Source organism: Chitinophaga sp. H8 (assembly GCF_040567655.1).
GTDB classification, from domain to species: Bacteria; Bacteroidota; Bacteroidia; order Chitinophagales; family Chitinophagaceae; genus Chitinophaga; species Chitinophaga defluvii.
The window spans coordinates 197,628-220,195 of record NZ_JBEXAC010000001.1; the positions used below are offsets into that span (position 1 = coordinate 197,628).

Consider the following 22,568-nt stretch of genomic DNA (forward strand, 5'->3'; position numbering starts at 1 on the left):
TACGAAAAGGAAATGGCCTACAATAATATCATCCAGATATTGAGTTTCAAGACAAACAATAAATAGACAACTAAGATGACCTATGCTTATCAAGTATCCCAAACCTAATTTTTAACCTCAATACACGCAATAATAGACAGCCAAGATGACATATTTTAGGCAAGACTTCTTACAAACTGTTATTGTGAGAGATTGTAATGATACATCTCTTTGAAAACAATTGTTTCTTCCTCTATCCATAAATCATCCTTTACAAGTTTAGCTATCAGTGCTTGCTCGTTTGCCGAAAATGCCGTTTTATCAAGTCCGGAAAAATCGTCTTTATAATTCCATTTGCTCATGTGCATAAATGAGTCAGTAGGCAAATACTGATGTGGAGGCGGTGGGGTAAGAATTTGAATGTTTGCGCCTCTTTCTTTTAACCTTCCTTTGATGCGTTGAAATATTCTCAGCCCGTCAAAGTCCCAGTCACAGCTATAATAGATAGGATAGGACAATTCCATTTCATCGATATCTTTTAAGATGCTGATATTATTACCACCAACATGCCATAGTTTAACCTCAAGTTCCTTTGCATTCCAAGGCTGCTTCAAGAAAGATTTATTCTCACAAAGAATGATCGCTTTGGGCTTAGGGTAATCAACGACAAGTCTGAATTGTAGATCTTTTGAAGTTTGCGTAAATTCTTCTATCTCTAAAATTTTCAGTACTGCATTACGCACACTATCCTTGAACTTCAAATATTTGGAACCAGCATAATCGAATATTTTACTAGAAAAATCTTCAATATTTAACAGGTTTCGCTTCAATTCATCCTTGCTTTCGTAGATGACCATCAAAGTACGAATATCTTCTTCGGTGAAATTCTTACCACCATCCGGGCGGATGTCTACCCGGGTAAGAAAGTCGTAATAATATTGATAAGCGGATTGAAAATTTTCTTCATAATATGCCTCATAACCATCTTGTGCCACCAGGATATTGTTATTGCCTTTCTTTTGCGCAATAAGATCTGTCTGCGACATCAAGTAACGTATGAAGTCCTTGTCCTGGATTCTAGCTGCGGTCCTCTTTTTCTCATACAAGTCATGCAAAGCCTTCAGTAAAGGCCATGTAAAGTCCTTGTTGCTAGGTAGTTTCTTCAAAGATTTCATTTATATTTTCTGTTAATTGACCATCATGGAAAATGCCCAACGGTGGTACATAAGTTTGCCCCGTAGCATCCTTGTTGTCATGCATAATATAAATATACTGCCCGTCGTTGTTGATATCACCGGCGGTATCGATAGACATGGTTATGATCTGGTAACCCTCTTTTTTTGCCAGGGCATGCAACATTTCATAATTACCACCCAACCCCTCCGCTTCATCAATCGGCATCACGCGTATGCCTGCATGCTCTTTATCTTCGATGAGCGACAACCGGGCCAGGCAAAGCAGCGCATTGGCTGTATAGGTCTGCCCATTGCTGCCCGAATTGCTCTGTCCGTCTTCCAGCTTGATCTCAAAAAGCAGGTCAAAATAAGAGCGTGGATTCAGCAGGTCTTCTACTTTAGCATTCCTGTCGCCATTGGCATCCCGAAAAACGCTGAGCATGATCTCGCTAATATCCTGCTTATGGGCAGATGCAAAAAGCCCCCCCTCCTGCATTTCGTGGGTCAGGCGCTTCCTGAAAACCTTCATCCAATCTTCTGGGTATCCCGGCGCGGGCTTATGTTGTAAGGTGGCATAGTTGCCACCTGTGATTTCATTACTGGATAAATATCGGGCTATACGTTGCACTTTGGTCAAGTATTCATTGTAAGCTTTATGTACTTCGCTAAATACATTGTGGAGAATTTCTATCTTTCTTGACCCGATACTCTGCAGATCCTTGGCTAGTTCTGTAAGCCTTTTCTCAATTTGCTCGCCGATAAGTTCTGCCCGGAGTTGCTGTGTAGGAAAAACGGTGGGTAATAATTTGTGCGCCAGCACGCCTACCGAATAATCTTTCAAGATAGTCTTATCTTCAATTTCATTGCTGGCCAAATCATAGGATTCCATAAATTTAATTTCCGCCCTGTTGCTTTGGTTTTCGTCTGGCTCTTGGTCTATTTTAACAGCATCCTGATCGGCCACGAACTCGCGATGATGTTCGGCCAAAAATTTTATTTTTGCTTCATTAAGCTTATTCAGGCTTGATATGCATCGCTCCTTTTTCTGGTCCCGAAGTCTTGCAGCTCCGTAATATTCAGCTTCTGTATTGGTATTCATCTCGTGTAATTTGTTCATAGCAGGATTAGTGCTGAAAAGATCTGTTTCCAATTTTTGTATTCGCTGCAGCGAAACAGTTTTGGTTATTATAAGCTCATCCAGCGCATTTCCAGCAAGTAGCAAATCGCCTTCTACTTCCTGCAACAACTGTTCGAAATCAGTACCACCATATTGTTCAATCATATAACATTCGGCTTCTTCAATCTTCTCTTTAGCATCCATATCAGCCCGTCTTATTAGTGTATAATTATCAAGCGAAATACCATAAGCCTTCTCCGCCTTCTCATAGTCTGCCAGGTGTTGTTCCGAATTTTGAAAGGCCGAAAGATACCGCTCTAATTCCGGCGGCGTTATATGTGCTATATCGTCTATTGCTGCAAATAACTCGCTGGGGTTGGCATTGTATAAAGCAATCGCCTTGTCTAATGCCGGATAACTTTCCAGTTTTTCTTTCAGGTTCTTTAATTGCCTATATTCCTGTTTTAAAATATCCAGCTGGTGCTTCAGCGCTTTTAACGGCAAGCGATCCAGCTTGATTTGATCGGCCGGCACGTTGAGATGCTGCTCCGATACATAGGCTATATATTCATAGAGACCATTTAGTTCGAGCCAGAATCCCCCCTCATCTGCTTTGACAATAATCGGATTTTTAAATAACCTTTCCGGAAATGGCAAGTATTGTCCTTGTGGCGGAATGGGAGCGATCCTTGACAGGGGCTGAAAATGGAACAACAAACTTTCCTGTTCTATACTCAGAGGCAACGCCAGCTGCGCTATGGCCCAATGGGCCAACGATGCCGGGTTTTCGAGGTCTGAAAATAGTAACTGAACTTCCTTCTCTTCGATAACATCCTCCAGCTTCTTCAGCTTTTGCAAAGTCCGTTCTCGCGCCGTTGCATAATCTTCCTGATACCAATCCGATTGTTTGAGCTTGCCTTCTAACCGGTGAGTTTGAAGATAAGCCTCAAACTCTTTAAGTGTTTCCGCATCCGTTAGCTTGCTGCGTTCTTCCGAATGCCATTTCCGGATGGACTCCAGGTCTTGCCGATCCCCGGTCAACCAAAGGTTTACTTTGTCAATAAGGTCCTTATACCTCGTGCTATCGTCTAGCAGCTTTTTCGCCTTGGCTTTTTGCGTTTCAAGCGTTGCTTTATCCTGTTCCGCCTGTTGGCGCTTATTTCTTAATTCCTTTATAGCGTCATACTTGTCTGCAATGTCTGTTTTTTTCCTGGCAGCCAACCTTTTCACAACCAAAAATTTCCGGGCGCGGCTTACCTGATAGGCTTGCTCCGCTTGTTCCCATTCTTTGACGGCATGGACATTTTCGTAGAACCAAAAGCTTGCGCTTTCTTGGCTGTACTGCTTTTTCAAAAGATGGTAAACGTTAAAATCTTGCATTACACGCTCTATCTTTTGCTCCTTGTCTTTGATCAGTGCAATCTCATCTTGCAGGCGCTGCTGCTGCTGATGGTCTGTATGAATATATTGTAGTTCTTCGTTGTACTTTTCCAGCAGCCGCTTCTGATCTGCATCGCCAAACAGAAAGGTTTTCAAAGCATCAGAATGGGTGTGAAAGCCTTTGCCTCTGGAAAAAGAGCGGATAATGGCCGCATAGCTTTTCAGGCTTTGCTCGTTTTGACTAAGATCTACAGCTAATATACCGTTATTAAAAAGCAGATGGTGGTACTTCTTATTGCTAACCCTTTTGAGATAGCCCTTTCCCAAAGGATTTTTCTCCAGGTTTTCTAAAGTCTCTATCTGGCCTTCTACCAACAGATCCTTGTAAAAGACCGGCGAGTTCATCGGTACAAGTGTTTTCTCGAAATCGTAACCTGCCTGGACAATAAAAAACAGCATCTGCGTGCTGGAGGATTCCAGGTAGCCGCCGAGTGCAATGTATTGGCGAGGTTGCACCTCCACATTGATGAGAATGTAACCACGCCCGTAGCCACCTCGCGCGCTTTTCAATACCAGCCCACTGGTATCCCTGTTTTTTACCCCCTCTGTTCCTGACTTAAAAACACCGGAGCCCGCTAATAGCAACTGTATAAAATCGGCGATCAGACTTTTGCCGCTTCCGCTTTCCCCGCTAAAATCTGTACGAAAATCATGAAAACGATAATCACAATTGAAATGCTGCCTTATATTGAGTGTAGACAAGCTATATATCTTGGGTTGAAACTTAGCCATGCTCTTTGTGCTTTATGATTTCATCAATCGTTTCAATCTGCGGATAGTAAATCCTTCTTAACCTTTCAAACGAGGGCTGATAAGTAAAATAATCGCTATCGTTTGCATCTTTTTCTATCCAGCCCAACTGGTGAAATTCGGTAAAGGCTTTATGAACCAGGCTATTCAGTTTTCCTTCGTTCATATCCGAACCGGCGTCGCTTTCGATAGACGATACCACACGTTGCAGCTTATGGAGCAGGTCGTCGTACTCCTGGTACAGCAGGTTAACAAAATCGGATATTTTGGACAATTCAATATTGCCGTCGAGTTTGAATACCTTGAAAAAGAGCAGCCCTATCAGGACATATTCAGTCTTGAGATATCCTTTAAAGGAAGGATCAGAAGGTATTTTTCCCCGTGAACTTTCATGAAAATCTAGATAGAAATAAGCGTTCCATCCTTCGCCCTCCTTTTTGAGCAGCATGTCAAAAAAATCCTCATAGTAAGACTGAAGGCTGTCATAGTATTTATCCAGGAAGGTATAAAGCGCGGCAGGCTTCGGGAAATTGCGCTGTATATGCGTGCCCGACCTAAGCTGATAGTCAAGTTTGGCAAAGGCGCCTTTGGCAGCCCTGTCCGTCATAAATGCATAACGCAGGTTTAGATCTTTTTCAGTATCGTCATACTCCATAAGGAAAGATTTTGATAGTCGGGATCATGATATTCTTGCTGGGCCACCCTTACCGTGTATTGCCGGCCATTGCATTGTTTCACCAGCCTTTGTGCAACCCTTACAGGGATATTCAGGTCGTCCTGCTCGGCGGCCAGTATGTGGAAGAAGAAAGGCGAAAATTCCAGCTGGCCTTCTTGTTCTATCTGCAGCAAAGCCTTTTGAGTCCAATCCTGAATACGCTTCCTTTGCGCCAGCTTCTCGTGGTTCTTGGCCATAGCCACCCTTGTCTGCTCCATATCTACAGACCGTTCAGTGGCGGGAAGCGGCGCTTTTCTGCTGAGATCCTTTTCTGTAAGTATACAAAACCTTGGGACTGCTTCTGGCATTTTGATGACGAGTGGCATCACCTCCTCCGGCAATGTAAGTTTTTTGGTTTGTCCTTCCTGGCGTGTATAAGTTGTATGGTCGAGCAGGTAGTGAATAAATTGATCCGTTTTACGGTCCAGCTCCCTTTGGTTAAACTCAAAAATAAACTCCCGTATACCAGGCTTTATCTTATCAATGCGCACACTCACCTGGTCCAGATGGCTGCGCACATGTTCGTTATACCGCATTACCTCGCTGATGCTGTCCAGCAGCTCAAAACATTCAGGATCTTTCAGCATCGGATCCAAGACATCGTCTATGTCGTAGGTGATCTGAAAACCGGCCTTAAGCTCTTCTACGTGCTGCTTGATAGCATCCAGGCCCGCGCTAATGGTATCGATTACCTGCAGAATGTTTTCCTGAGGCTGTTTGATCTGGAAACGGAAATCAGTTACCGACTGGCTTACCTGCTGGTCCAATATCTCTATCTGCTTGGCTAGCTCAACGCTGCGCTGTTGGAAATGATCTTCCTTCCATATCAATAGGTCGGCCGGCCCCTTTTCAAGGCTTGCGTTCAAGGTTTCCAGCAGGTGTTTAAACAAGCGCTCTATCTTGGCCGGATGGTAGCTCTCGGAAAGACGCCTGGATACTTTTTCACAAAACTCTATCCCATAGCTTTTAAACCCATATAGCTTCCTTTTCCTGTCGCGCCAGAGAAAGAACTCCTGTAGGCGCAGGATAACGTTATTGTTGCGGTTACTCTCTTCCCGTAGTCCCGAACTGCCCAGATCGCTCAGCACCTTATTGATCACCTGGATGATCTGGTCTTCCGTAAATTCCTGCTGCCCGTATTTTTGATACAGCGCAAGAATGACGAGCCCGTCTTCCTTATTGGGAATAAGCTGATGATAGCGGAGCTTGGCTTCGGAATAAAGATCAATTTCTTTCATGATCAGAAAATGGAAGATTTATTCTTTGAGTTTACTTTCTACCAACTTATTCTTCATAAACCATTGAAAAATAGACACCAAAGTTTTATCATCTATTGGATCTCGGGCCGAAATAACGGATGGTCCTTCTTTATGTGGGTTATCTCCATAAAACGCGATCAGATTTTTACTTAGTAGATCCACATCAATAACTTCGCTTAAGGCATCGAAGTTGGCATCATAAAATCCCGATTTATAAGAACTACTATTCACCTGTTTATTCTGGGGATTATAAGAAGAAGCATTTATTGTAGGAGTGAATACTTTTATAAGTTTGAGTGCAAATTCATGGTTATTTCCTCGGCCCAAATGTTCGCTCCAAAATGTTTTTAGAGCGCCCTTCTGATCATCCCACTTGCTCCACCAAGCCAGTATTCTCCAAAGATTGCCATCCGAAACAAGGGTAAAGAAATTATCATATGTCATCTTTTCTTTAAATAATGTAACAAGATGTTGCTGAATTGCAACTTCGTCCTGTTCCGAGAAAATGGCGGTTGTGGGATAATTTTTTTCCCGGTACATTAACCAATAATTAATCTCCATAGCATATTCTAAGGACGGAGATGCTGTTAGCAATTTTAAAACAAGGCTAAGCCTTTTGGCTGCGGTGATATTTCTAATCAACCTGGCTATGAGATTCGCGGACTGTGCATATGTTGTCGCAAAATGGATATCCTCTTCCACGGGAAATGATTGGCCAATTTGTGCTAAAACCATAGCAAGGTTTTCAGATTGTATTTCATTTAGTTCTTCCTCCTGCATCCTGAATTTTTGAACTATATCAAATGCACCATATTGCCCCACTGCCTGCGAGAGTTTTGTGACCAAACTTTCAACTGTATTGTTTTGAAGGTCTGCCAGTAGTTGGTCGAAATAGTTATCGGGTAAGTCTCCTTCCTGCACCGTGTAAGAAAAATACCGGTCAAAGTATTTTGCCGAGCATATTTTCCGCTCCTTCTTCCATCGTGTATAGGCACTATCAGGAAAGCTTGTATTATCATAAACCGCCTTCAATTGAGGAAATAATTGTTGCAGTATCTCAATAATGGCAGTTCGCTTATCCATTGTATATATATCAATAGCGCTTGATAGTTTATTCCTTACTTGCTCCTTCTCTGGCTGTTCATGATCATATTCCCGGTTTCCGGTTCTTTGTGTAAACAGGTAAGCATTTGATCTTATGAAATCGTAAAGCTCCGGGTAAAATATCTTTATCCCTTCAATAATAATTAAGTTTCCTGTATTCACTTCCCCATTCAATAAAGGCAGAGAAAAAGCAAGTGTGTTAGCATACCGGATAGCCATTCTTGGATTATCCATGAATGGCAGAAATGCGGTATTGAAAGCTTCTATAAAATCGTTTACCTCTTCTTTGTTTAATTCGATTCCGGCATCGGTCATTACGCTGTTAAGTAAGTCGGCAGTATATTTATACAGAGCTTTCTTACTTGCTTTAGGTATTTTTAAGGGGACCTGTATGATCTTTTCCAGGAAATTATAACCGGCTGCTTTCTTATCACCTCCATACTTGAGCGCTAAGGCAGCAGAAACCATTTCGTCATCAAAAGAAAGCACATAAGCTGTCCGGGGAAAGTCGCCTACCAATTTTACAAGTTTAAAAACGTATTGAATTTCCTGAATATCCAGCCGGTCAATATCATCGACAAAGACAACGATGTTTTTGCCCGATTCTCGAATTATCTTATCAACCCGACTTTTAAGCTTTTCGACAGAAACAGTACTTAATTTCTGTCCCAACTTTCCCAACCATTTAATGGAACGACCTACTTTTGGTATATACTCTGCTGCATCGCCAATTGCATCACCATAATCAGCGAATATCTTCCCCCATTGCTCCTTTCCATTATTAATTTTTTCTCCTAATGCATCCGCTAAAATTGAGAAAAAGGATTTGAGTAAATGCTGTTCGTCCGCAAACATCCAGGGGTTGAAGTTAACGATTACCGTTTCCTCGGGAAGCTCTTGCTGCACAAAATTCATTACCGATGTTTTTCCTTCACCCCATTTACCATACAACCCCACGATTAAGGATTTGTCAATTTTAGGCGTAGCAATGATGGATGCAATACGCTTTGAAAATTCGTAGCGCTGGAAGCAATCTTCAGATTGCAAGGAGGCTGGCTTATCTATATGAATATCTTTAATCATAGACTATATCAGAGTTTAATATAATTCTTACTAAAGCTGCTTTGTAGCTTAAGGCAAAGAATGAGCGGATTGCGTTGCTGAAGAGGAGTAGGCCATAATTCAGTGCTAAGAATCTATTCTTGGTTAAGTTGTTCTTGTCTTATATTGTCAAACCACTGTTTATCAATGTTGATAATTGAAAAAGGCGCTTCAGGATTATTGCGCTGATTAAATACAAATATTTTTGAAAAAAATTCTTGCTTAATATCCAATGCAACAGATTTATCTAGATTAAATTCTTTCCAATGACTAAAAATTCGCTTGGGAAGATAAAAATCAAACTCTGTATTTTGTTCTCTGTTCCATTGGTTCATAACTGTAAGTCGCCAAACATTTGGCTTGCTCGAGAACCAATGTATTTCGGCTTTAAATAGCGAAATTCTACCATCCCCCTGTCGGCGCTTTAAAATATTATCTTTTGTCTGTGACCGGGCAAAGAGAAAGACCATATCCCCAGATTCTAAAAGCCCTACATAGGAATATTGTAGTACATCATTTGAAAATTTTACAATATCAGCAATACTATTATCTTCTTCGAGTAATCTATTTGCTTCAGCGTATTTAGGTAAATCCAATGCTCCGCTCCTGTCCTTAAAGAAATCATATAGGTTTTTAATTCCGACCGGATTAAAACCATTAATCATTGCTTGGTCAATTGAATTAAACTTTTGTATGCTTGTTGAATCAAGAAACCAGCTTAATGATAGTAAAGGGATCTTGTTGTTTGTAGCATACTCCACTGCAGGATTCGTAAATTCATTTACAGAAGCCACTCCTACCTGATATAAGAATCTGGTTCTTGTATCTATTGCATAAGTAGCCCTTTTATTATTCTTCCTTTTCAGAAGTGTATCTCTGGTAACAATCTCAAATTCATTTAGGTCGTTTCGCAATCCTAAAGCATTTCTAACAAAGGGTAAGTTTCCAACAGTTGCGTATGCTTTGCATTCGAATAATAACTGTGTAGGATAAGCAAAAGGCATTTGAATAGGCGGATTCATGATTATATCGGCATCATGTGCGGTGCCTCTTCCATTTACGAAAAATAATCCTTGTTGTTCAAATGAAAAAAGACCATCTGCTTTGACATTCGTAAATCCACAATTTCTTAAAAGCTCACGAACGATATACTCAAGTAAGGCTCCTTTTACATTTCCTGCTTTCATCTGTATTATTTTTAAATAACTAAGCGACGGCAACCTCGTTTTCCTTCTGCTCTTTATGCATCATTTTGTAATGCTCTTCATGTCCCATTCTAATAAATATTTCTTTAAACACTTCGAAATAGCGATCAATTACAGCATCTTGCTGTTCCACATAAAGATCATCAGGGAGACCATGAGAGCCATCATTTATCCAGCAAACAAGTGATCGACAAATTTCTTGTTCTTGCTGATTGTCAAAACTTTTGATCAAATCGTCATCAGCATACTTACCTAATATTTTGAAATAATTCTCTATAATTCTTCTCATAGTATTCTGAATAGTAATGCCCGAGTTTTTTGTTGAATTACTTAATTCCTTCCAAAGCAATTCATAAGAACTTTGAATAGGATTTTCTTGTCCAAAAGGTTGTACAGACGAAGTGTTATTTTTCTTCCTCAATATCCAATAGTTGGTGTCTCCGTTCCGGGGAGTTCTCCCATCAACAAAAGAGACTTCCTTATGGAAATAAACATTGTGAGTAAGCAAAATAATTTGCTTAACGCTGCCTACGTTACTCTTTATCGATTTGATTATCTCTTTTATAAGTGAGCTTACCACAAAAAGAACATTACTATCTAAACTGGAAATAGGATCGTCAACAACTAAAATCCGCTCTGTTGTAATGGACTCTTCGTTTAGGCTTCCTTTAGCCAATTGTAGGTAATATAGAAAAGTAATAAAAGTAGCCTCGCCTTCACTTAATGTCGATTCTGCAATTGATCCGTCTTCTCTATGTATCTGGTATTGATTTGACTCTGTCTTGGAGGGAACTATTTCAAAGTTTAGGAAGCCGTAAGATCTTAGTATTCTATTTATTTCATCAACAGAAGGTTGCACACTGGTAACGTTTTTATTGGCATCTCTTATTTTCTTTTGTTGTTCCTTGTATTTATCCTGTAATGCTTTTACTTGTTTTTGTAAAGCGTCAATTCCCTTACCTAAACCATCTTGCTTACTTACGAAGGCCGCAATAGTTCCTCGATGACTTTCTACTAAATACTTCCAGACTGCTTTAATGAGCTTAGCTTTCTGATTGGTAAAATCGTTGACGATATCATTGTGCTTCTTAATCTCGCTATTAGACTCTCCAATTATTTTTTGGATACTTTCCAGCTGTTCTTTTGTTGAAGTCAGATTTACACTTCTGCTCGGCTCTTTTATTTTATTCCCTAACAGTTCTTTATTAGCAACAAATTGACTTATCAACGTTTTTAGAAAAGCTGCAAACGGTTCAACATTAAGTTTGGAATCTTGATTTCTTTTTTGCTGTAGCTCTATTTGTTCCAGAATATATTGAAGGTTTTCCGATAGTCTATGATACTCTTCGGAGAGTTCTTTTGCCCTTGCAGTATCTTGAGTAAATGATTCGTCAAAATAATTTTCAAGTTGCTGTTTAAAGTTTGCAGTAATTGTTTGCTGTTGGCAAAATGGACAAACTTTATCCTCATCAATATAATTTCGTCCTTCATTAACCCAATCATTAAGGTTTAGCTTTTGAATTAATGCTGAAATTTGAACATCTGCCTTGCCAATAATTTTCTTACCCCAGATTTTATCAGATTCAATCGCTAATATCCCTTTAAATTCAATGGCTGAAATCGAGGGCAAAATATTAGGGACTTCACCAAATATTGTCTTTGCCCTTTCTCGTAATTCTTCAATTGTCAACAACGCATCTTCATTACTTGTAAATTCCTGCAATATTTTATCTCTGAATGCATCTTTTCTCATGTATCCCTTAAAAGTTTCTTTGAAATCATCCTCGTTCTCCTTATATATATCATGCCATATAGCTTCCTTAAAGTCGTTATCTTCTTGAAGTTTTGTTGCTTCCTGTCCCTCAAGTGTGCTCTTCTTTTTCAAACCATTTTCCTTGATCTCTTCTAACTCAGATTGCATTTTTCCGATCGCTTCAATTTGTTCTTTTGTTGCCTGCCCTAAAGTGAAGACACCGTCTATCTTTCCTTTCCCAAAATTTCTGTCACGAAAATCTTTATTGTATACAAGAGCATTCAGAGGGAGATGGCCTCTCCACCCTAAATGACATTTAGCATATACTGAATCCGTTGGATTAAATATTAATTTGGAAAGGGTTGTTTTTCCACAACCATTTGTGCCATAGATAAAATTGATTTTTTTCAAACCATTTATCTCAATGCCAGTTGTATCATAAGTGGCAACGCTTCTAATTGCAATTGATTCAAGCATATTATGAGTCTTTTAGTAAAAGTATTTTATAAGCAGATTAAGGATTCGCATTCATACCACTTCTACCTTACTCCTCCCGCTCTGCTGTTTACTTACTTTGATCTGCACTGGTATCCGTTCCGTCATTTCCTGCACATGAGAGATCACGCCTACCTTACGCCCCTGATTATGTAAGCGTTCCAGTGCATCCATAGCAATATTTAAGGTAGTGGGGTCGAGAGAACCAAAGCCTTCATCAATAAATAATGATTCTACTCGCATGCGACTGCTGGATAGCGAGGCCAGCCCCAATGCAAGAGCTAGTGAAGCAAGGAATGATTCGCCGCCGGAGAGTGAGTAGACGGTGCGCACTTCATCGCCCATGTGTTGATCGACCACTTGCAGGCCCAGTGTATTGGGGATACGCTGCAGCAGGTAGCGGTTGCTGAGTATGCCGAGGTGTACATTGGCATAGCTGAGCAATACATCTAGGGTATATTCCTGTGCTATGAGCCGGAATTTTTTGCCATCTGCCGAACCAATAATGTCGTTCAGCTTTGCCCAGTTTTCAGTAGTCAGCCCCTGGGCTTCAATGATGCCCAGCAGATCGCCGATCTTTTGCTTGTTGGCAAGGTCCTGCTGCAGTTGGAAACCGATCTCGTTCTTTTGCTGTACCTGTTGTTGCAGGTTTACTTTTACGGTGTTCTGTAATTCATGTAACGCTTCGGCGCTTCGCTCAGAAAGCCGTTGCTGTTCATGTTGCTGCAGTTGGGTGCTGCGTTCCTGCAATACGGATCTAGCTTGTGTTATGGCATCGTCTATCGCTCTCAATGCGGTACGTTCTGTTTCTATCCAGCCGATATCATAAGCCAGCAATTGTAATAATCGCTCTTCATCTAATGCCAGGCTATTGCGGCTATTGAATGCTATAAGCCAGTCCCGTATCTTTTGATGGAAGATTTCGGCTTGTTGCTGTAAGAGTAGTATGTCTTTTTCGGCCTGCTCTTTTTGTGTGCCGGTACGGGTAAGGTTTGTTTGTAAATCTTCCCGATCGGTCTTCATTTTTTCCAATGCCTGCTGCACTGCTGCTACGAACTGTTTTAACCCTTGCTCTATGGTTGTGGCAGCTTCGCCGTTAAAGATGGCCTTTCGTTTTTGGGTAAGTATATCCTGTTGTTGTGTTACCGAGGTAAGTGCGGCTTGCTTTTTTTGTACCTCCATTGAAGCATTTTCCAGCTGCCCCCTTGTCGCTTCGAGTGTTGCCTTCAATATACCATGCTGCCGGGCATCTTCTTCCTGCTTTTGAATATTGGCTTTCCATTGTTCAGCAAAGTCGCCGATACGATGCAGGAATGCCGCAGAATCAGCTTTCCAATTGGCAAACCAGCCGGGTGCGATAAAGTAAGCAGATAAGCTTTGTTCTATTGCAGCAAGTGCCTGGTTGCTATTTTGCTGTTCCTTATGGTATTGCGCCTCTTGTTCCTGCAAGGATTGCATACGCCTGTGGGTATCTTTTACGGCATTGCTGTTTTCGTGCTGCTGCCGTTCCAAAGCAATTATTCTTTGCTGCAGAGCATCCAGCTCCTGTTTTTTTGCAGCGTACAACTGTATTTGCTGTTGCAGGATTTTTTGTTGTGCCTTTGCATCCTGTAATTGCTGTGCCAGCCATGTTGTTTTTTGCTCATTGGGTATTTCAGCAGCATGGGGGTAGATAGCAAAGCCTTCCCAGGTTTTTTGATGCGCTGCAAGTGCAGTTTCTTTTGTACTTGTTTCCTGCTCCTGCAGGGCGATCGTTTCTTTTAACCAGTTGATCATTTCCTGCAGACTACTTTCTGTTTGCAGGCAGGTTGTATAAGCTTTATCATTTTGCTGGTGTGTAGCTTCCAGTTCCGCTAACACATGATTCAATTGGGGCTGTTCGGTAACATACGGATGCACTGCGCTGCCACAAACGGGGCAAGGCTTTTCGGGTATTAACTGTGAGCGTAGGGATGCCACATTCTCTGCAGCAGCAAGCCGTGCTTTATCCAACATGCGGAGCGATGCATCCCGCTCTGCGGCAGCAACCACCAATTGTGCTGAGGCCTGTGCCAGTAATGGTGTTTTATTGCTTAATTCGCTTTTATTGCCGGCCAGCTTTTGTTTTAATGCATTGAGGTCCGCCCCGCTATGGGATAATATTTTCCAGTGTGCTTCTGCTGCAATCATATCTTCTATGCGGGAGTCGATAGCTGCTTTTTCTTTCTCTGTAGCATCACTGGGTATCGCTGACAATGCCCCAGAAGCAGTGGTATGCAGCTCCTTTTCAGCCTGCAGGTGCTGTACAATAGTTCCTGATATTGCTTCCAGCTCAGCTTTTGCCTGTTTCGCTTCGGCTATAGCAGTTTGTATACGTTCCAGCTCTGGTAACAATGATTGTGCAGCATCCAGCAGCGCCTGTGCATCACCAAGCTTTGAGCTGATGAGGCCATGATTTTCAGCAATGGGCTGTCGGGTACTATTCTCTTTCTTCCATTGTTGTAATTGTGTAATGGAAGTGAGCAACTGTTCGGATTGCTGCTGCTGTTGTTGTAGCTGCTGCTTCAGTTTCTGATGGTTGTCTTCAACAGTCTTTACTTCTGTTGCGGCCTGGTTTACCTGTTCTGTTTTTTCCTTGATCTGTACATCCAATGCCCTTGCTTCTTCTAAGAGTGGCAGGGCTTGTTCCTGTTTTTGAATAGCAGCCGTGGCTGCTTCATTGGCGGTTTGTAGTTGCCTATCTAATGTTTCCTGCTGCTGTTGCAGGCTGTCAAGGGTTGTTTGTAAGTGTTGCTGCGTTGCCGTCTTTTCCGCAAGTTGTTTTTCTGTCGCTTGTTGCCCATCCACCCAGGTCCGTGTGGGTTGCACTTGTTCCACCTGCTTTAATTCCTGCTCACGGCCTACTGCATTTCGCCTGGCCCCAATGGCCTGTTCCTGCACAGTATGTGCTGTACTGAGATTGGTTTGTAATAACGTAAGCCGGGTATGCCAGCCAATTTCCTTATTTAAAAGTTCTGCTTCTTTTTCCTGTATGGCTATGCTTTGTTCCATGGTTGTTTTTTGCCGCTCCAGCTCTTCCAGTTCTTCCGGTGTAAGTGTGGAAATGCCTTCCCGTTTCAGGTTTAGGTCTTCCAGCTCCCTTTTCTCTTTACTATAATTAACAAATATCTGCCTGGATATTTCAGAATAAATACGGGTACCCGTAAGCTTTTCCAACAGGGCAGATTTATCCTCTTTAGGTGCTTTGAGAAAGGCTGTAAAATCACCCTGGGCAAGTAATACGGATCGGGTGAACTGTTCAAAATTCAGGCCTACCAAGCGTTCTACCTCTTCCAGCATTTCATTCTTCCTTCCGGGAATATCTGTATTGGTATCAATGTTTTTTAGCGCAATGCTATATTGCTGCAGGCTTCCTTCGGCCTTATCCCTTGCTCTTCGCACCCGCCAGGTAGCCCTATAGCGTTGTCCGTCTACACCTGCAAAATCTACTTCTGCAAATCCTTCGCCGGTACCGTCTCTTAATATGCCCCGCACATCACCTTGGCTTATGGCACTTCCTTGAGCATCCGTTATTTCGATCCCGGATTCTTTTGCCTGCAAGTATCTGGGCGTTTTGCAGTATAAGGCCAGGCAAAGCGCATCCAGGATGGTAGACTTTCCCGCACCGGTAGGGCCGGTTATAGCAAAAATGCCTGCGGATAATAACGGCTCCTGTGTAAAATCAATTTCGGTTACACCTTCAAGTGAGGCCAGGTTTTTTATGCGGATGCTGAGTATCTTCATACGGTCTCGAATTGGGCTACCTCCTGGGTTACCTGGTTAAATAATTGGAGCAGTTCCGCCGGAACGGCATTATTATACTTAGCTTGGTACACTTTCGCAAACACATCCTGCGGTTGTAACTCATGAAGATTGTCTTCAGCAACTATTTCTGTTGTATTGTCTGCAACTGTAACCACTGGGTACTTCACATCGATCTTTGCCAGGCGAACATCTTTGCCGCTTAGGGCTGTTTCTATTTTGTGCCTTAGGCCGGGTTCGGGCCCATGCAGCAAAACACGTACTTCCAGGTACGGCGCTAACTGCGGATTGATACCGGTGGCAGGTAGTTGTTGCAAAGCATTGATCACTTCGGCTAGTGAACTGTGTACAGAGGGCACCCGTTGCAATGCCACTGATACAGGGATTTCTATAGATCTCAGGTTGATGATGTCTTGTTCTTCCAGGTCGAACACAATGACCTGGTGTTTATAATTAAATTCTGAAAACGACATGGGAATTGGGCTACCACAATACCTTACATGCTCTTTACCACCAATGCGCTGGGCTTTGTGGATATGTCCCAATGCTACGTAGCGGATATCTTCTGGAAAAGCTGTAGCGCCAATGCATTCTACACCTCCCATGATGGCCCTTTCCACCAATTTGTCAACATCGGTCATATCCGTTTGCTGCGCATGTAGGTGGCCCATACAGATTATGGGGTCGTTTGCCTGTTTTTTAACACAGGCGCAGTTATAAGCTTCGGCATAAAACGATGCAACGCCTGCTTCATAAGGATTTTCAGCGTCTGTAATGATAGGATAATCGCCCATTCGCAAAAAAGGAATGGCCATGCACCAGGCTTTGATAGCCCCTGCTTTATCTTTCAGTGGTATGATTAGCTTTTCATAATCAATGCTACCATCCGTTTTCTTTTCAACAAGGCCAATGATATGTATGTTGGATGATTCCAATAAAGGCTTTGGTGATTCCAATCTTGTTGCGGAATCATGATTGCCTGCTGTTATAATGATCTGCAAATCAGGATTAGTCCTTACAGCTCTGTTCAGGAAAGAATAGAACATTTTGATGGATGCCGCTGAAGGATTGGATAAATCAAACACGTCTCCACTGATCAGCAAAACATTGACGTGCTCGGTTATAAGCGTTGCCAACAGCCAATTTAAAAACTGAGAATGTTCATAAGTACGATCATATTCGTGGAACAACTGGCCAATATGCCAGTCGGCGGTATGAAGGATAACCATTACAATGTTATATTTCTTTAATAATCAATTCGTTTTGGGCCTCTCTTTTGGGGATATGGGCTAAATTTTCTATTCGACAATTTAACAATAAAAAATTGAATATGAAAATGCAATTTCCGAAGTGGTCAACATTACAAACATGTTAGTGCGAATGATGTCAACAAAATGGCCACAATGTACTCAACTCCTTTATCCTATCCGCGAGGGAAAACACACGATTATGGGTAGCTAAAACACTCGCTTTCCCCAGCTATACGTATTTATTCTATCTAAATCTTGTCTAAAAATAAAAACGTAATTATGAAATCAGCCTATTTGTATGTTCGGGTAAGTACCGATGAACAAAAAAGAAAAGGCCACTCCCTTGAAGAACAGGAAGATCGCCTTATAAAACATTGCGAAATATATGGTATCCGGATTAAGGGAATATACCGGGAGGACTATTCCGCAAAAGATTTTAACCGTCCTGAATGGAAAAAGCTCATTAAAAAAATCCAAAAAAATACCCACGGGTCACCTGAAAATATCTTATTCATAAAATGGGATCGCTTTAGCAGGAATATTGAATATGCTTATCAAATGATACGAATGTTAAGAGAGCTGAATGTTCAGCCTATGGCAGTAGATCAACCGATCGATCTTGAGATACCGGAAAGTATTGTAATGCTTGCTGTTTATTTATCCATACCTGAGGCGGAGAATAGTAGGCGCAGCCTGACCACATCAGACGGCATGCGTAGAGCGAGAAAAATGGGGCGATGGCCAGGAAGAGCGCCTATGGGTTATATGAACAGTACAACTCCTGACGGTAAAGAAATTATCCTGCCTAAACAGCCAGAGGCTGATTATATTAAATGGTCATTCCAACAACTGGCAACCGGGACTCTTACGATTAGCCAAGTTAGAAAAATGGCTTGCGTAAATGGATTTCAATGTAGTAAGAATAACTTTTGGAAACTTGTACATAATCCAATCTATTGTGGCTTTATTAGAATCCGGGCAAACCGGAAAGAGGAAGAACAAATTGTAAAGGGTATCCATGAGCCATTAATTTCAGAACGCTTATTCCACCAGGTTCAACTTATAATTACTAAGGACCGTAACAAAAGAGGGAATAAAGATGCCTTAAGATCGTTGTTTCCTTTAAGAGGTTTCCTGTCTTGTCCATGGTGTGGCGGCAGAATAACCGGAAGCGTATCACATGGAAAGTACCTAAAATACTCCTATTATCACTGCATGGGATACAAATGCAAAGGTAGATTTAAGGCTGAAGTGCTAAATAGCAGTTATGAAGAAAAATTAAAGGAAATATACCTCCGGCCTGAAGTGTATGAACTTCTTGGTCTAGTATTAGAAGACGAGAACATTTTTACTTGCCGAAGAGAGTATATAGATGAACGCAAAAGAATACTGGATACTATCTCAAAGCAAGAACTTCATATTTCAAAGGCCAGGAAGTACTTTCTTGATGGACGGATCGACCTTGATGACTTCAGTAAATTGAAAAAGGAACACATTGAGATATTATGCCAGTTGAATCATCAGTTAAAGAGTATTACCCAAAAGTTAACCGGTTGTGATCGTAATGATAATTTGTGGCCCGACACCAATTTCAATGTCTCTCAATCTTATAGAGAGCAGGATACAAAAGGAAAACGCGATATCATAAGCCTGTTTACACCAGCCGCAATAAACCCTGTCACAGTAAATTTTGACTCCCTAAAAATTAATGAAGTAATAGCTCTGATTGTGGAATGCCGTAAATAGGATGTGTTGCATCTCGCATACTTTTTTAATCCTTTAATACAATTGAACATGAGTGAATTTCATTATAAAAATCAGAGTAGTTTTTCAGGTAGAAAGGTATTTGTTAATCAAGCTATTAGATTACTATCCCGGAACGGCATAAGTGTGAACAGGGAAAAAGCCGAAATAATACTGGATTTTCTTTATTTAATTGCGCGGACATATAAAACGCAAAAGAGAGAGATGGCTTCACAGGGTCTGAAACCTAATGATTGAATCGAACACAGGATGTCAGCCTGTAGATTGCAATCTGGCTACATAACAAATCGGCGCTTAAACGTTTCTGAAAAACTCGAACACAATTATTGATCCAGAAATGGAACAATAAAACAATGCAAATCAGCCTGTTAATTGCATAAAAAAAGGAAACGACCAAAACTGATCGTTTCCTTAAGTGCGGAAGAGGAGATTCGAACTCCCAAGCCCTTTCAGGCACTACCACCTCAAAGTAGCGCGTCTACCAATTTCGCCACCTCCGCATCTGGTAGAAGGAGTGCAAAAATAGTTTGTTTTTGAAAATAAGCAAATTTAATTATAAATAATGTCACTATAGCACTGCCACAGGGGATTTAAGAGCGCAATTTCCCGTTATTCCCTGCATTATTTTCTCAGCCAGATCCGGAAGGTACTTCCTTTGTTGAGCTCGGAGGATTTTACAGTGAGCCGTCCTTTGTGATAGTCTTCGATGATCCTTTTAGCGAGGGAGAGGCCCAGGCCCCAGCCTCTTTTCTTGGTACTGAAACCGGGTTTGAACACTTTCTCAAAGTTGCTTTTGGGGATACCTTTGCCGGTATCTGAAACATCGATGATGATATGAGCCGGATGGTTCTCTATATATAGATCGATATCTCCTTTCCCTTCCATAGCATCCAGGGCGTTTTTCAGCAGATTTTCCACTACCCAGTCAAAAAGCGGGGGGCTGATCATGGCAGGGATTTCCTGTTCGGGGGAATGTACAGTCAGGTGTACCTTTTGTGATGCCCGCTTACGGATATAGCTGGTCATGCTTTCAATCTGTTCCACGATGTTCCTTTCTTCCAGTTTGGGCACACTGCCTATTTTGGAGAAGCGGTCGGTGATCAGTTTGAGGCGGTCTATATCTTTACCCAGTTCTGTTACGATAGGGGTGTTGGCCTCATTTTCTTTGAGCAGTTCCATCCAGGCTTCCATAGAAGATAGGGGAGTGCCCAGCTGGTGGGCGGTTTCTTTGGTGAGCCCCACCCACACCATGTTTTGTGTAGCCCTGTTGGCACTGGACAGTGCAAATAATACCACCCCAATGAACAGGGTTACCACGATAAGCTGTATGTAGGGGTAGTACCTGATCTGTTTCAGGATGAGGGAGTCGCCGTAGTAGATATAGTTATAGACTTTTTGTCTGGCATCTACTTCCATGATAAAGGGAGGGTGCTGCTTTTTATAGATGTCCAGCTGGGCTTTCAGGTAGCCTTTGTGCTGGGCAATTTTGGCCGAATCCAGGTTACGGCTGTCGATGATATTCCCCAGCTCATCAGTGAGGATCAGCGGGATAGTAGTATTGGTCGTCACTATTTCGATGGCCAGGTTCAGGTTGGCTTCAGAAGAAGCCTGCAGCAGTTCCCGGTTAGCCTCTACCCAGGTAGCCACCTTTTTCCGTTCTTCCTGCTGGATTTTCTGGGATAAGTTGCTGACGAACCAGATCGTAGTGGCAATAATGATCAGCGCCATGGCTGCCAGTACAAACTTCCATCCTACATACTGTTTAAACATACGGAATACTTGTCGTGCCTAAATTAAGCATAAATAATTGATGGTATAAGGTTTGTGGTGCTTTGGCAGCAGTATTTGCTGCCTGTGCCCCATAAAACCGGGTATACCTGTTTATAAACTGTTAAACCTGCCTGACGGAAGCCATTTATAATGTAAGTTATATAGCATTTTGTTGCATATTTGCAACGCAAAATATCAGTTAACGCATAAACGAAATATCCTTTGTCAGTATTGCCATCAGTAGCTGTAGTTATTCTAAATTGGAACGGGAAGGCTTTTCTTGAAAAGTTCCTGCCCTCCGTATGCAGTTCTACTTATGGTAATTTGGATTTATATGTTGCGGATAATGCGTCTACGGATGACAGTGTTGCTTTTGTAAAAGCACATTATCCACAGATAAAACTTATTCAGAATAAGTATAATAATGGATTTGCAGGAGGCTACAATGCAGCCTTAAAGGAAGTGGAAGCGGATATCTATGTGTTGCTGAACCAGGATGTGGAAGTGGCGCCGGGCTGGATAGAACCGGTAATAGCGCAAATGCAGCAGGACCCCAACATAGCTGCCTGTCAGCCTAAAATGAGGGCTTACCATGACCAGGAGCGTTTTGAGTATGCGGGCGCTGCCGGAGGCTGGATGGATATCCTGGGATATACTTTTTGCCGGGGGCGGATACTGTATACCACTGAAGTGGATCATGGTCAGTATAACGATGCCCAGGACATTTTCTGGGCTACCGGGGCTGCTTTATTTATCAGATCGGCCTGTTTCCGGGAAGTAGGTGGATTTGATGATGATTTTTTTGCACATATGGAGGAAGTGGATCTGTGCTGGCGCTTGCAGCGGGCTGGCTACCGGGTGATGTATTGTCCGGAATCAGTGGTATTCCATGTGGGAGGGGGGAGTTTACCCCAGGGTAATCCCCGGAAGTTATACCTCAATTTCCGGAATAACCTGATGATGCTGTGGAAAAACCTGCATTCGGAAGACAGGTGGATCGTGTTATCCCAGCGGTTTTTCCTGGATCTGCTGGCTGCTGTAAAAAGCCTGGCAGCAGGTAAGCCTAAAGACATGATGGCCATCTTCAGGGCGTATCGCGATTATTATAAATGGCGACGTAAATATGTGAAAAAAGATACTTTGCCGGAGAAGAAATTACTGGCTATCAGTGGGGTGTTTCACGGCATTATGATCTGGCGCTATTATTTTCTTAACAGAAAGAAGTTTTCAGACCTTAACAAATAAGGCATATATCTCCCGGAGTTTTAAGGCATAATAATACCCAAAGTGCGATACACCAAGGTATAAGCTCCTTCAGAAGCTGGGCCAATTGTAAACTTTTTAAATAATACTTTGATTATTATTTGACTTGATGTAAGTTTGCAATGCGAAAAAAACTGATTATGGAACAAAATACGCTTGAAAATAAGAACGACATCACCCTTGACAGGGTTGCGTCCTCCCGGTTCATTTTTTACGTAACTTTTGCTTGTGTGATAGCTTTTGCATTAGGTGGTTGCTACAACCTCTATAAGCATCACTACAAAGGTAAACCAGAAGTAGCTGTACCGGAAAGTACCTTGTATAGTCCAAAGTATAAGTAAGCTGATCAGCTTTCACAGATATTAAAGCCCTGGCCATGAGCCGGGGCTTTTTGTTTGATAGCCTTTGTTATCAGTAAATAAAATGATAGTTGGGAAATGTGTGCAGGGGTATGTGCAAAAAAAAAGTCTGATTGAAATGATCAATCAGACTTTTTTATGGAGCGGAAGACCGGGCTCGAACCGGCCACCCCGACCTTGGCAAGGTCGTGCTCTACCAAATGAGCTACTTCCGCATGATTTGTAAGAACTATGTTGTTTCGTTGGGATTGCAAAAGTAAGAAACTGTTTGAAACTGACAAATAAATTG

General features: G+C 41.9%; 13 protein-coding genes and 2 tRNA genes. 3 read left to right on the forward strand and 12 right to left on the reverse strand.

The window, feature by feature from the left end; translation table 11 throughout:
* Nucleotides 1-179: 179 nt before the first annotated feature.
* From ABR189_RS00840 to ABR189_RS00880, 9 genes are all read right to left on the reverse strand, one after another.
* Nucleotides 180-1,145 (reverse strand): hypothetical protein, encoded by a 966-nt coding sequence (locus ABR189_RS00840; RefSeq protein ID WP_354658537.1) that lies wholly within the window; start codon nt 1,143-1,145, stop codon nt 180-182.
* Nucleotides 1,129-4,443, reverse strand: coding sequence for a hypothetical protein (locus ABR189_RS00845; protein WP_354658538.1), 3,315 nt, complete (start codon nt 4,441-4,443; stop codon nt 1,129-1,131). Before ABR189_RS00845 ends, ABR189_RS00840 begins: the two co-directional genes overlap by 17 nt.
* Complete coding sequence (locus ABR189_RS00850) at nt 4,436-5,116, reverse strand: condensin complex protein MksE (protein WP_354658539.1); 681 nt, start codon at nt 5,114-5,116, stop codon at nt 4,436-4,438. Before ABR189_RS00850 ends, ABR189_RS00845 begins: the two co-directional genes overlap by 8 nt.
* Entirely contained in the window at nt 5,086-6,414 is a 1,329-nt protein-coding gene (locus ABR189_RS00855) for a hypothetical protein (RefSeq protein ID WP_354658540.1), read from the reverse strand. Before ABR189_RS00855 ends, ABR189_RS00850 begins: the two co-directional genes overlap by 31 nt.
* 18 nt (nt 6,415-6,432) lie before the next feature.
* On the reverse strand, nt 6,433-8,622 hold the full coding sequence (locus tag ABR189_RS00860) for a P-loop NTPase fold protein (protein WP_354658541.1): 2,190 nt from the start codon (nt 8,620-8,622) through the stop codon (nt 6,433-6,435).
* 113 nt (nt 8,623-8,735) lie between these two features.
* Nucleotides 8,736-9,827, reverse strand: a complete 1,092-nt coding sequence (locus ABR189_RS00865; RefSeq protein ID WP_354658542.1) for a hypothetical protein — start codon at nt 9,825-9,827, stop codon at nt 8,736-8,738.
* Between the two features lie 19 nt (nt 9,828-9,846).
* The gene (locus tag ABR189_RS00870; RefSeq protein ID WP_354658543.1) at nt 9,847-12,075 is read right to left on the reverse strand and encodes an AAA family ATPase; all 2,229 of its coding nucleotides are present in this window, start codon (nt 12,073-12,075) and stop codon (nt 9,847-9,849) included.
* Nucleotides 12,076-12,126: 51 nt separating this feature from the next.
* Complete coding sequence (locus ABR189_RS00875; RefSeq protein ID WP_354658544.1) at nt 12,127-15,855, reverse strand: AAA family ATPase; 3,729 nt, start codon at nt 15,853-15,855, stop codon at nt 12,127-12,129.
* Nucleotides 15,852-17,102, reverse strand: a complete 1,251-nt coding sequence (locus tag ABR189_RS00880) for an exonuclease SbcCD subunit D C-terminal domain-containing protein (RefSeq protein ID WP_354658545.1) — start codon at nt 17,100-17,102, stop codon at nt 15,852-15,854. The genes ABR189_RS00875 and ABR189_RS00880 overlap by 4 nt, the downstream gene beginning before the upstream one ends.
* Before the next feature lie 300 nt (nt 17,103-17,402).
* On the opposite strand from ABR189_RS00880, the gene ABR189_RS00885 reads away from it, so the two are divergent.
* Entirely contained in the window at nt 17,403-18,869 is a 1,467-nt protein-coding gene (locus ABR189_RS00885) for a recombinase family protein (protein ID WP_354658546.1), read from the forward strand.
* Between the two features lie 434 nt (nt 18,870-19,303).
* Here the strand turns inward: ABR189_RS00885 and ABR189_RS00890 are convergent.
* Both ABR189_RS00890 and ABR189_RS00895 read right to left on the reverse strand, forming a co-directional pair.
* Nucleotides 19,304-19,387, reverse strand: a tRNA-Leu gene (locus tag ABR189_RS00890).
* 121 nt (nt 19,388-19,508) lie between these two features.
* Complete coding sequence (locus ABR189_RS00895; protein WP_354658547.1) at nt 19,509-20,657, reverse strand: sensor histidine kinase; 1,149 nt, start codon at nt 20,655-20,657, stop codon at nt 19,509-19,511.
* A gap of 231 nt (nt 20,658-20,888) precedes the next feature.
* On the opposite strand from ABR189_RS00895, the gene ABR189_RS00900 reads away from it, so the two are divergent.
* Together ABR189_RS00900 and ABR189_RS00905 are read left to right on the forward strand one after the other, a co-directional pair.
* The gene (locus tag ABR189_RS00900) at nt 20,889-21,902 is read left to right on the forward strand and encodes a glycosyltransferase family 2 protein (protein WP_354661075.1); all 1,014 of its coding nucleotides are present in this window, start codon (nt 20,889-20,891) and stop codon (nt 21,900-21,902) included.
* Between the two features lie 158 nt (nt 21,903-22,060).
* Nucleotides 22,061-22,261, forward strand: a complete 201-nt coding sequence (locus ABR189_RS00905) for a hypothetical protein (protein ID WP_354658548.1) — start codon at nt 22,061-22,063, stop codon at nt 22,259-22,261.
* A 157-nt stretch (nt 22,262-22,418) separates the two neighbouring features.
* On the opposite strand, the gene ABR189_RS00910 is transcribed toward ABR189_RS00905, so the two are convergent.
* Nucleotides 22,419-22,494, reverse strand: a tRNA-Gly gene (locus ABR189_RS00910).
* Nucleotides 22,495-22,568 lie beyond the last annotated feature (74 nt).

Bases quoted from the DNA above. Each gene is read 5' to 3' on its own strand.
- ABR189_RS00905 (WP_354658548.1), top strand. From the start codon at position 22,061: ATGGAACAAAATACGCTTGAAAATAAGAACGACATCACCCTTGACAGG.
- ABR189_RS00895 (WP_354658547.1), bottom strand. From the start codon at position 20,657: ATGTTTAAACAGTATGTAGGATGGAAGTTTGTACTGGCAGCCATGGCG.
- ABR189_RS00885 (WP_354658546.1), top strand. From the start codon at position 17,403: ATGAAATCAGCCTATTTGTATGTTCGGGTAAGTACCGATGAACAAAAA.
- ABR189_RS00880 (WP_354658545.1), bottom strand. From the start codon at position 17,102: ATGGTTATCCTTCATACCGCCGACTGGCATATTGGCCAGTTGTTCCAC.
- ABR189_RS00845 (WP_354658538.1), bottom strand. From the start codon at position 4,443: ATGGCTAAGTTTCAACCCAAGATATATAGCTTGTCTACACTCAATATA.
- ABR189_RS00850 (WP_354658539.1), bottom strand. From the start codon at position 5,116: ATGGAGTATGACGATACTGAAAAAGATCTAAACCTGCGTTATGCATTT.
- ABR189_RS00875 (WP_354658544.1), bottom strand. From the start codon at position 15,855: ATGAAGATACTCAGCATCCGCATAAAAAACCTGGCCTCACTTGAAGGT.
- ABR189_RS00870 (WP_354658543.1), bottom strand. From the start codon at position 12,075: ATGCTTGAATCAATTGCAATTAGAAGCGTTGCCACTTATGATACAACT.
- ABR189_RS00860 (WP_354658541.1), bottom strand. From the start codon at position 8,622: ATGATTAAAGATATTCATATAGATAAGCCAGCCTCCTTGCAATCTGAA.
- ABR189_RS00865 (WP_354658542.1), bottom strand. From the start codon at position 9,827: ATGAAAGCAGGAAATGTAAAAGGAGCCTTACTTGAGTATATCGTTCGT.
- ABR189_RS00855 (WP_354658540.1), bottom strand. From the start codon at position 6,414: ATGAAAGAAATTGATCTTTATTCCGAAGCCAAGCTCCGCTATCATCAG.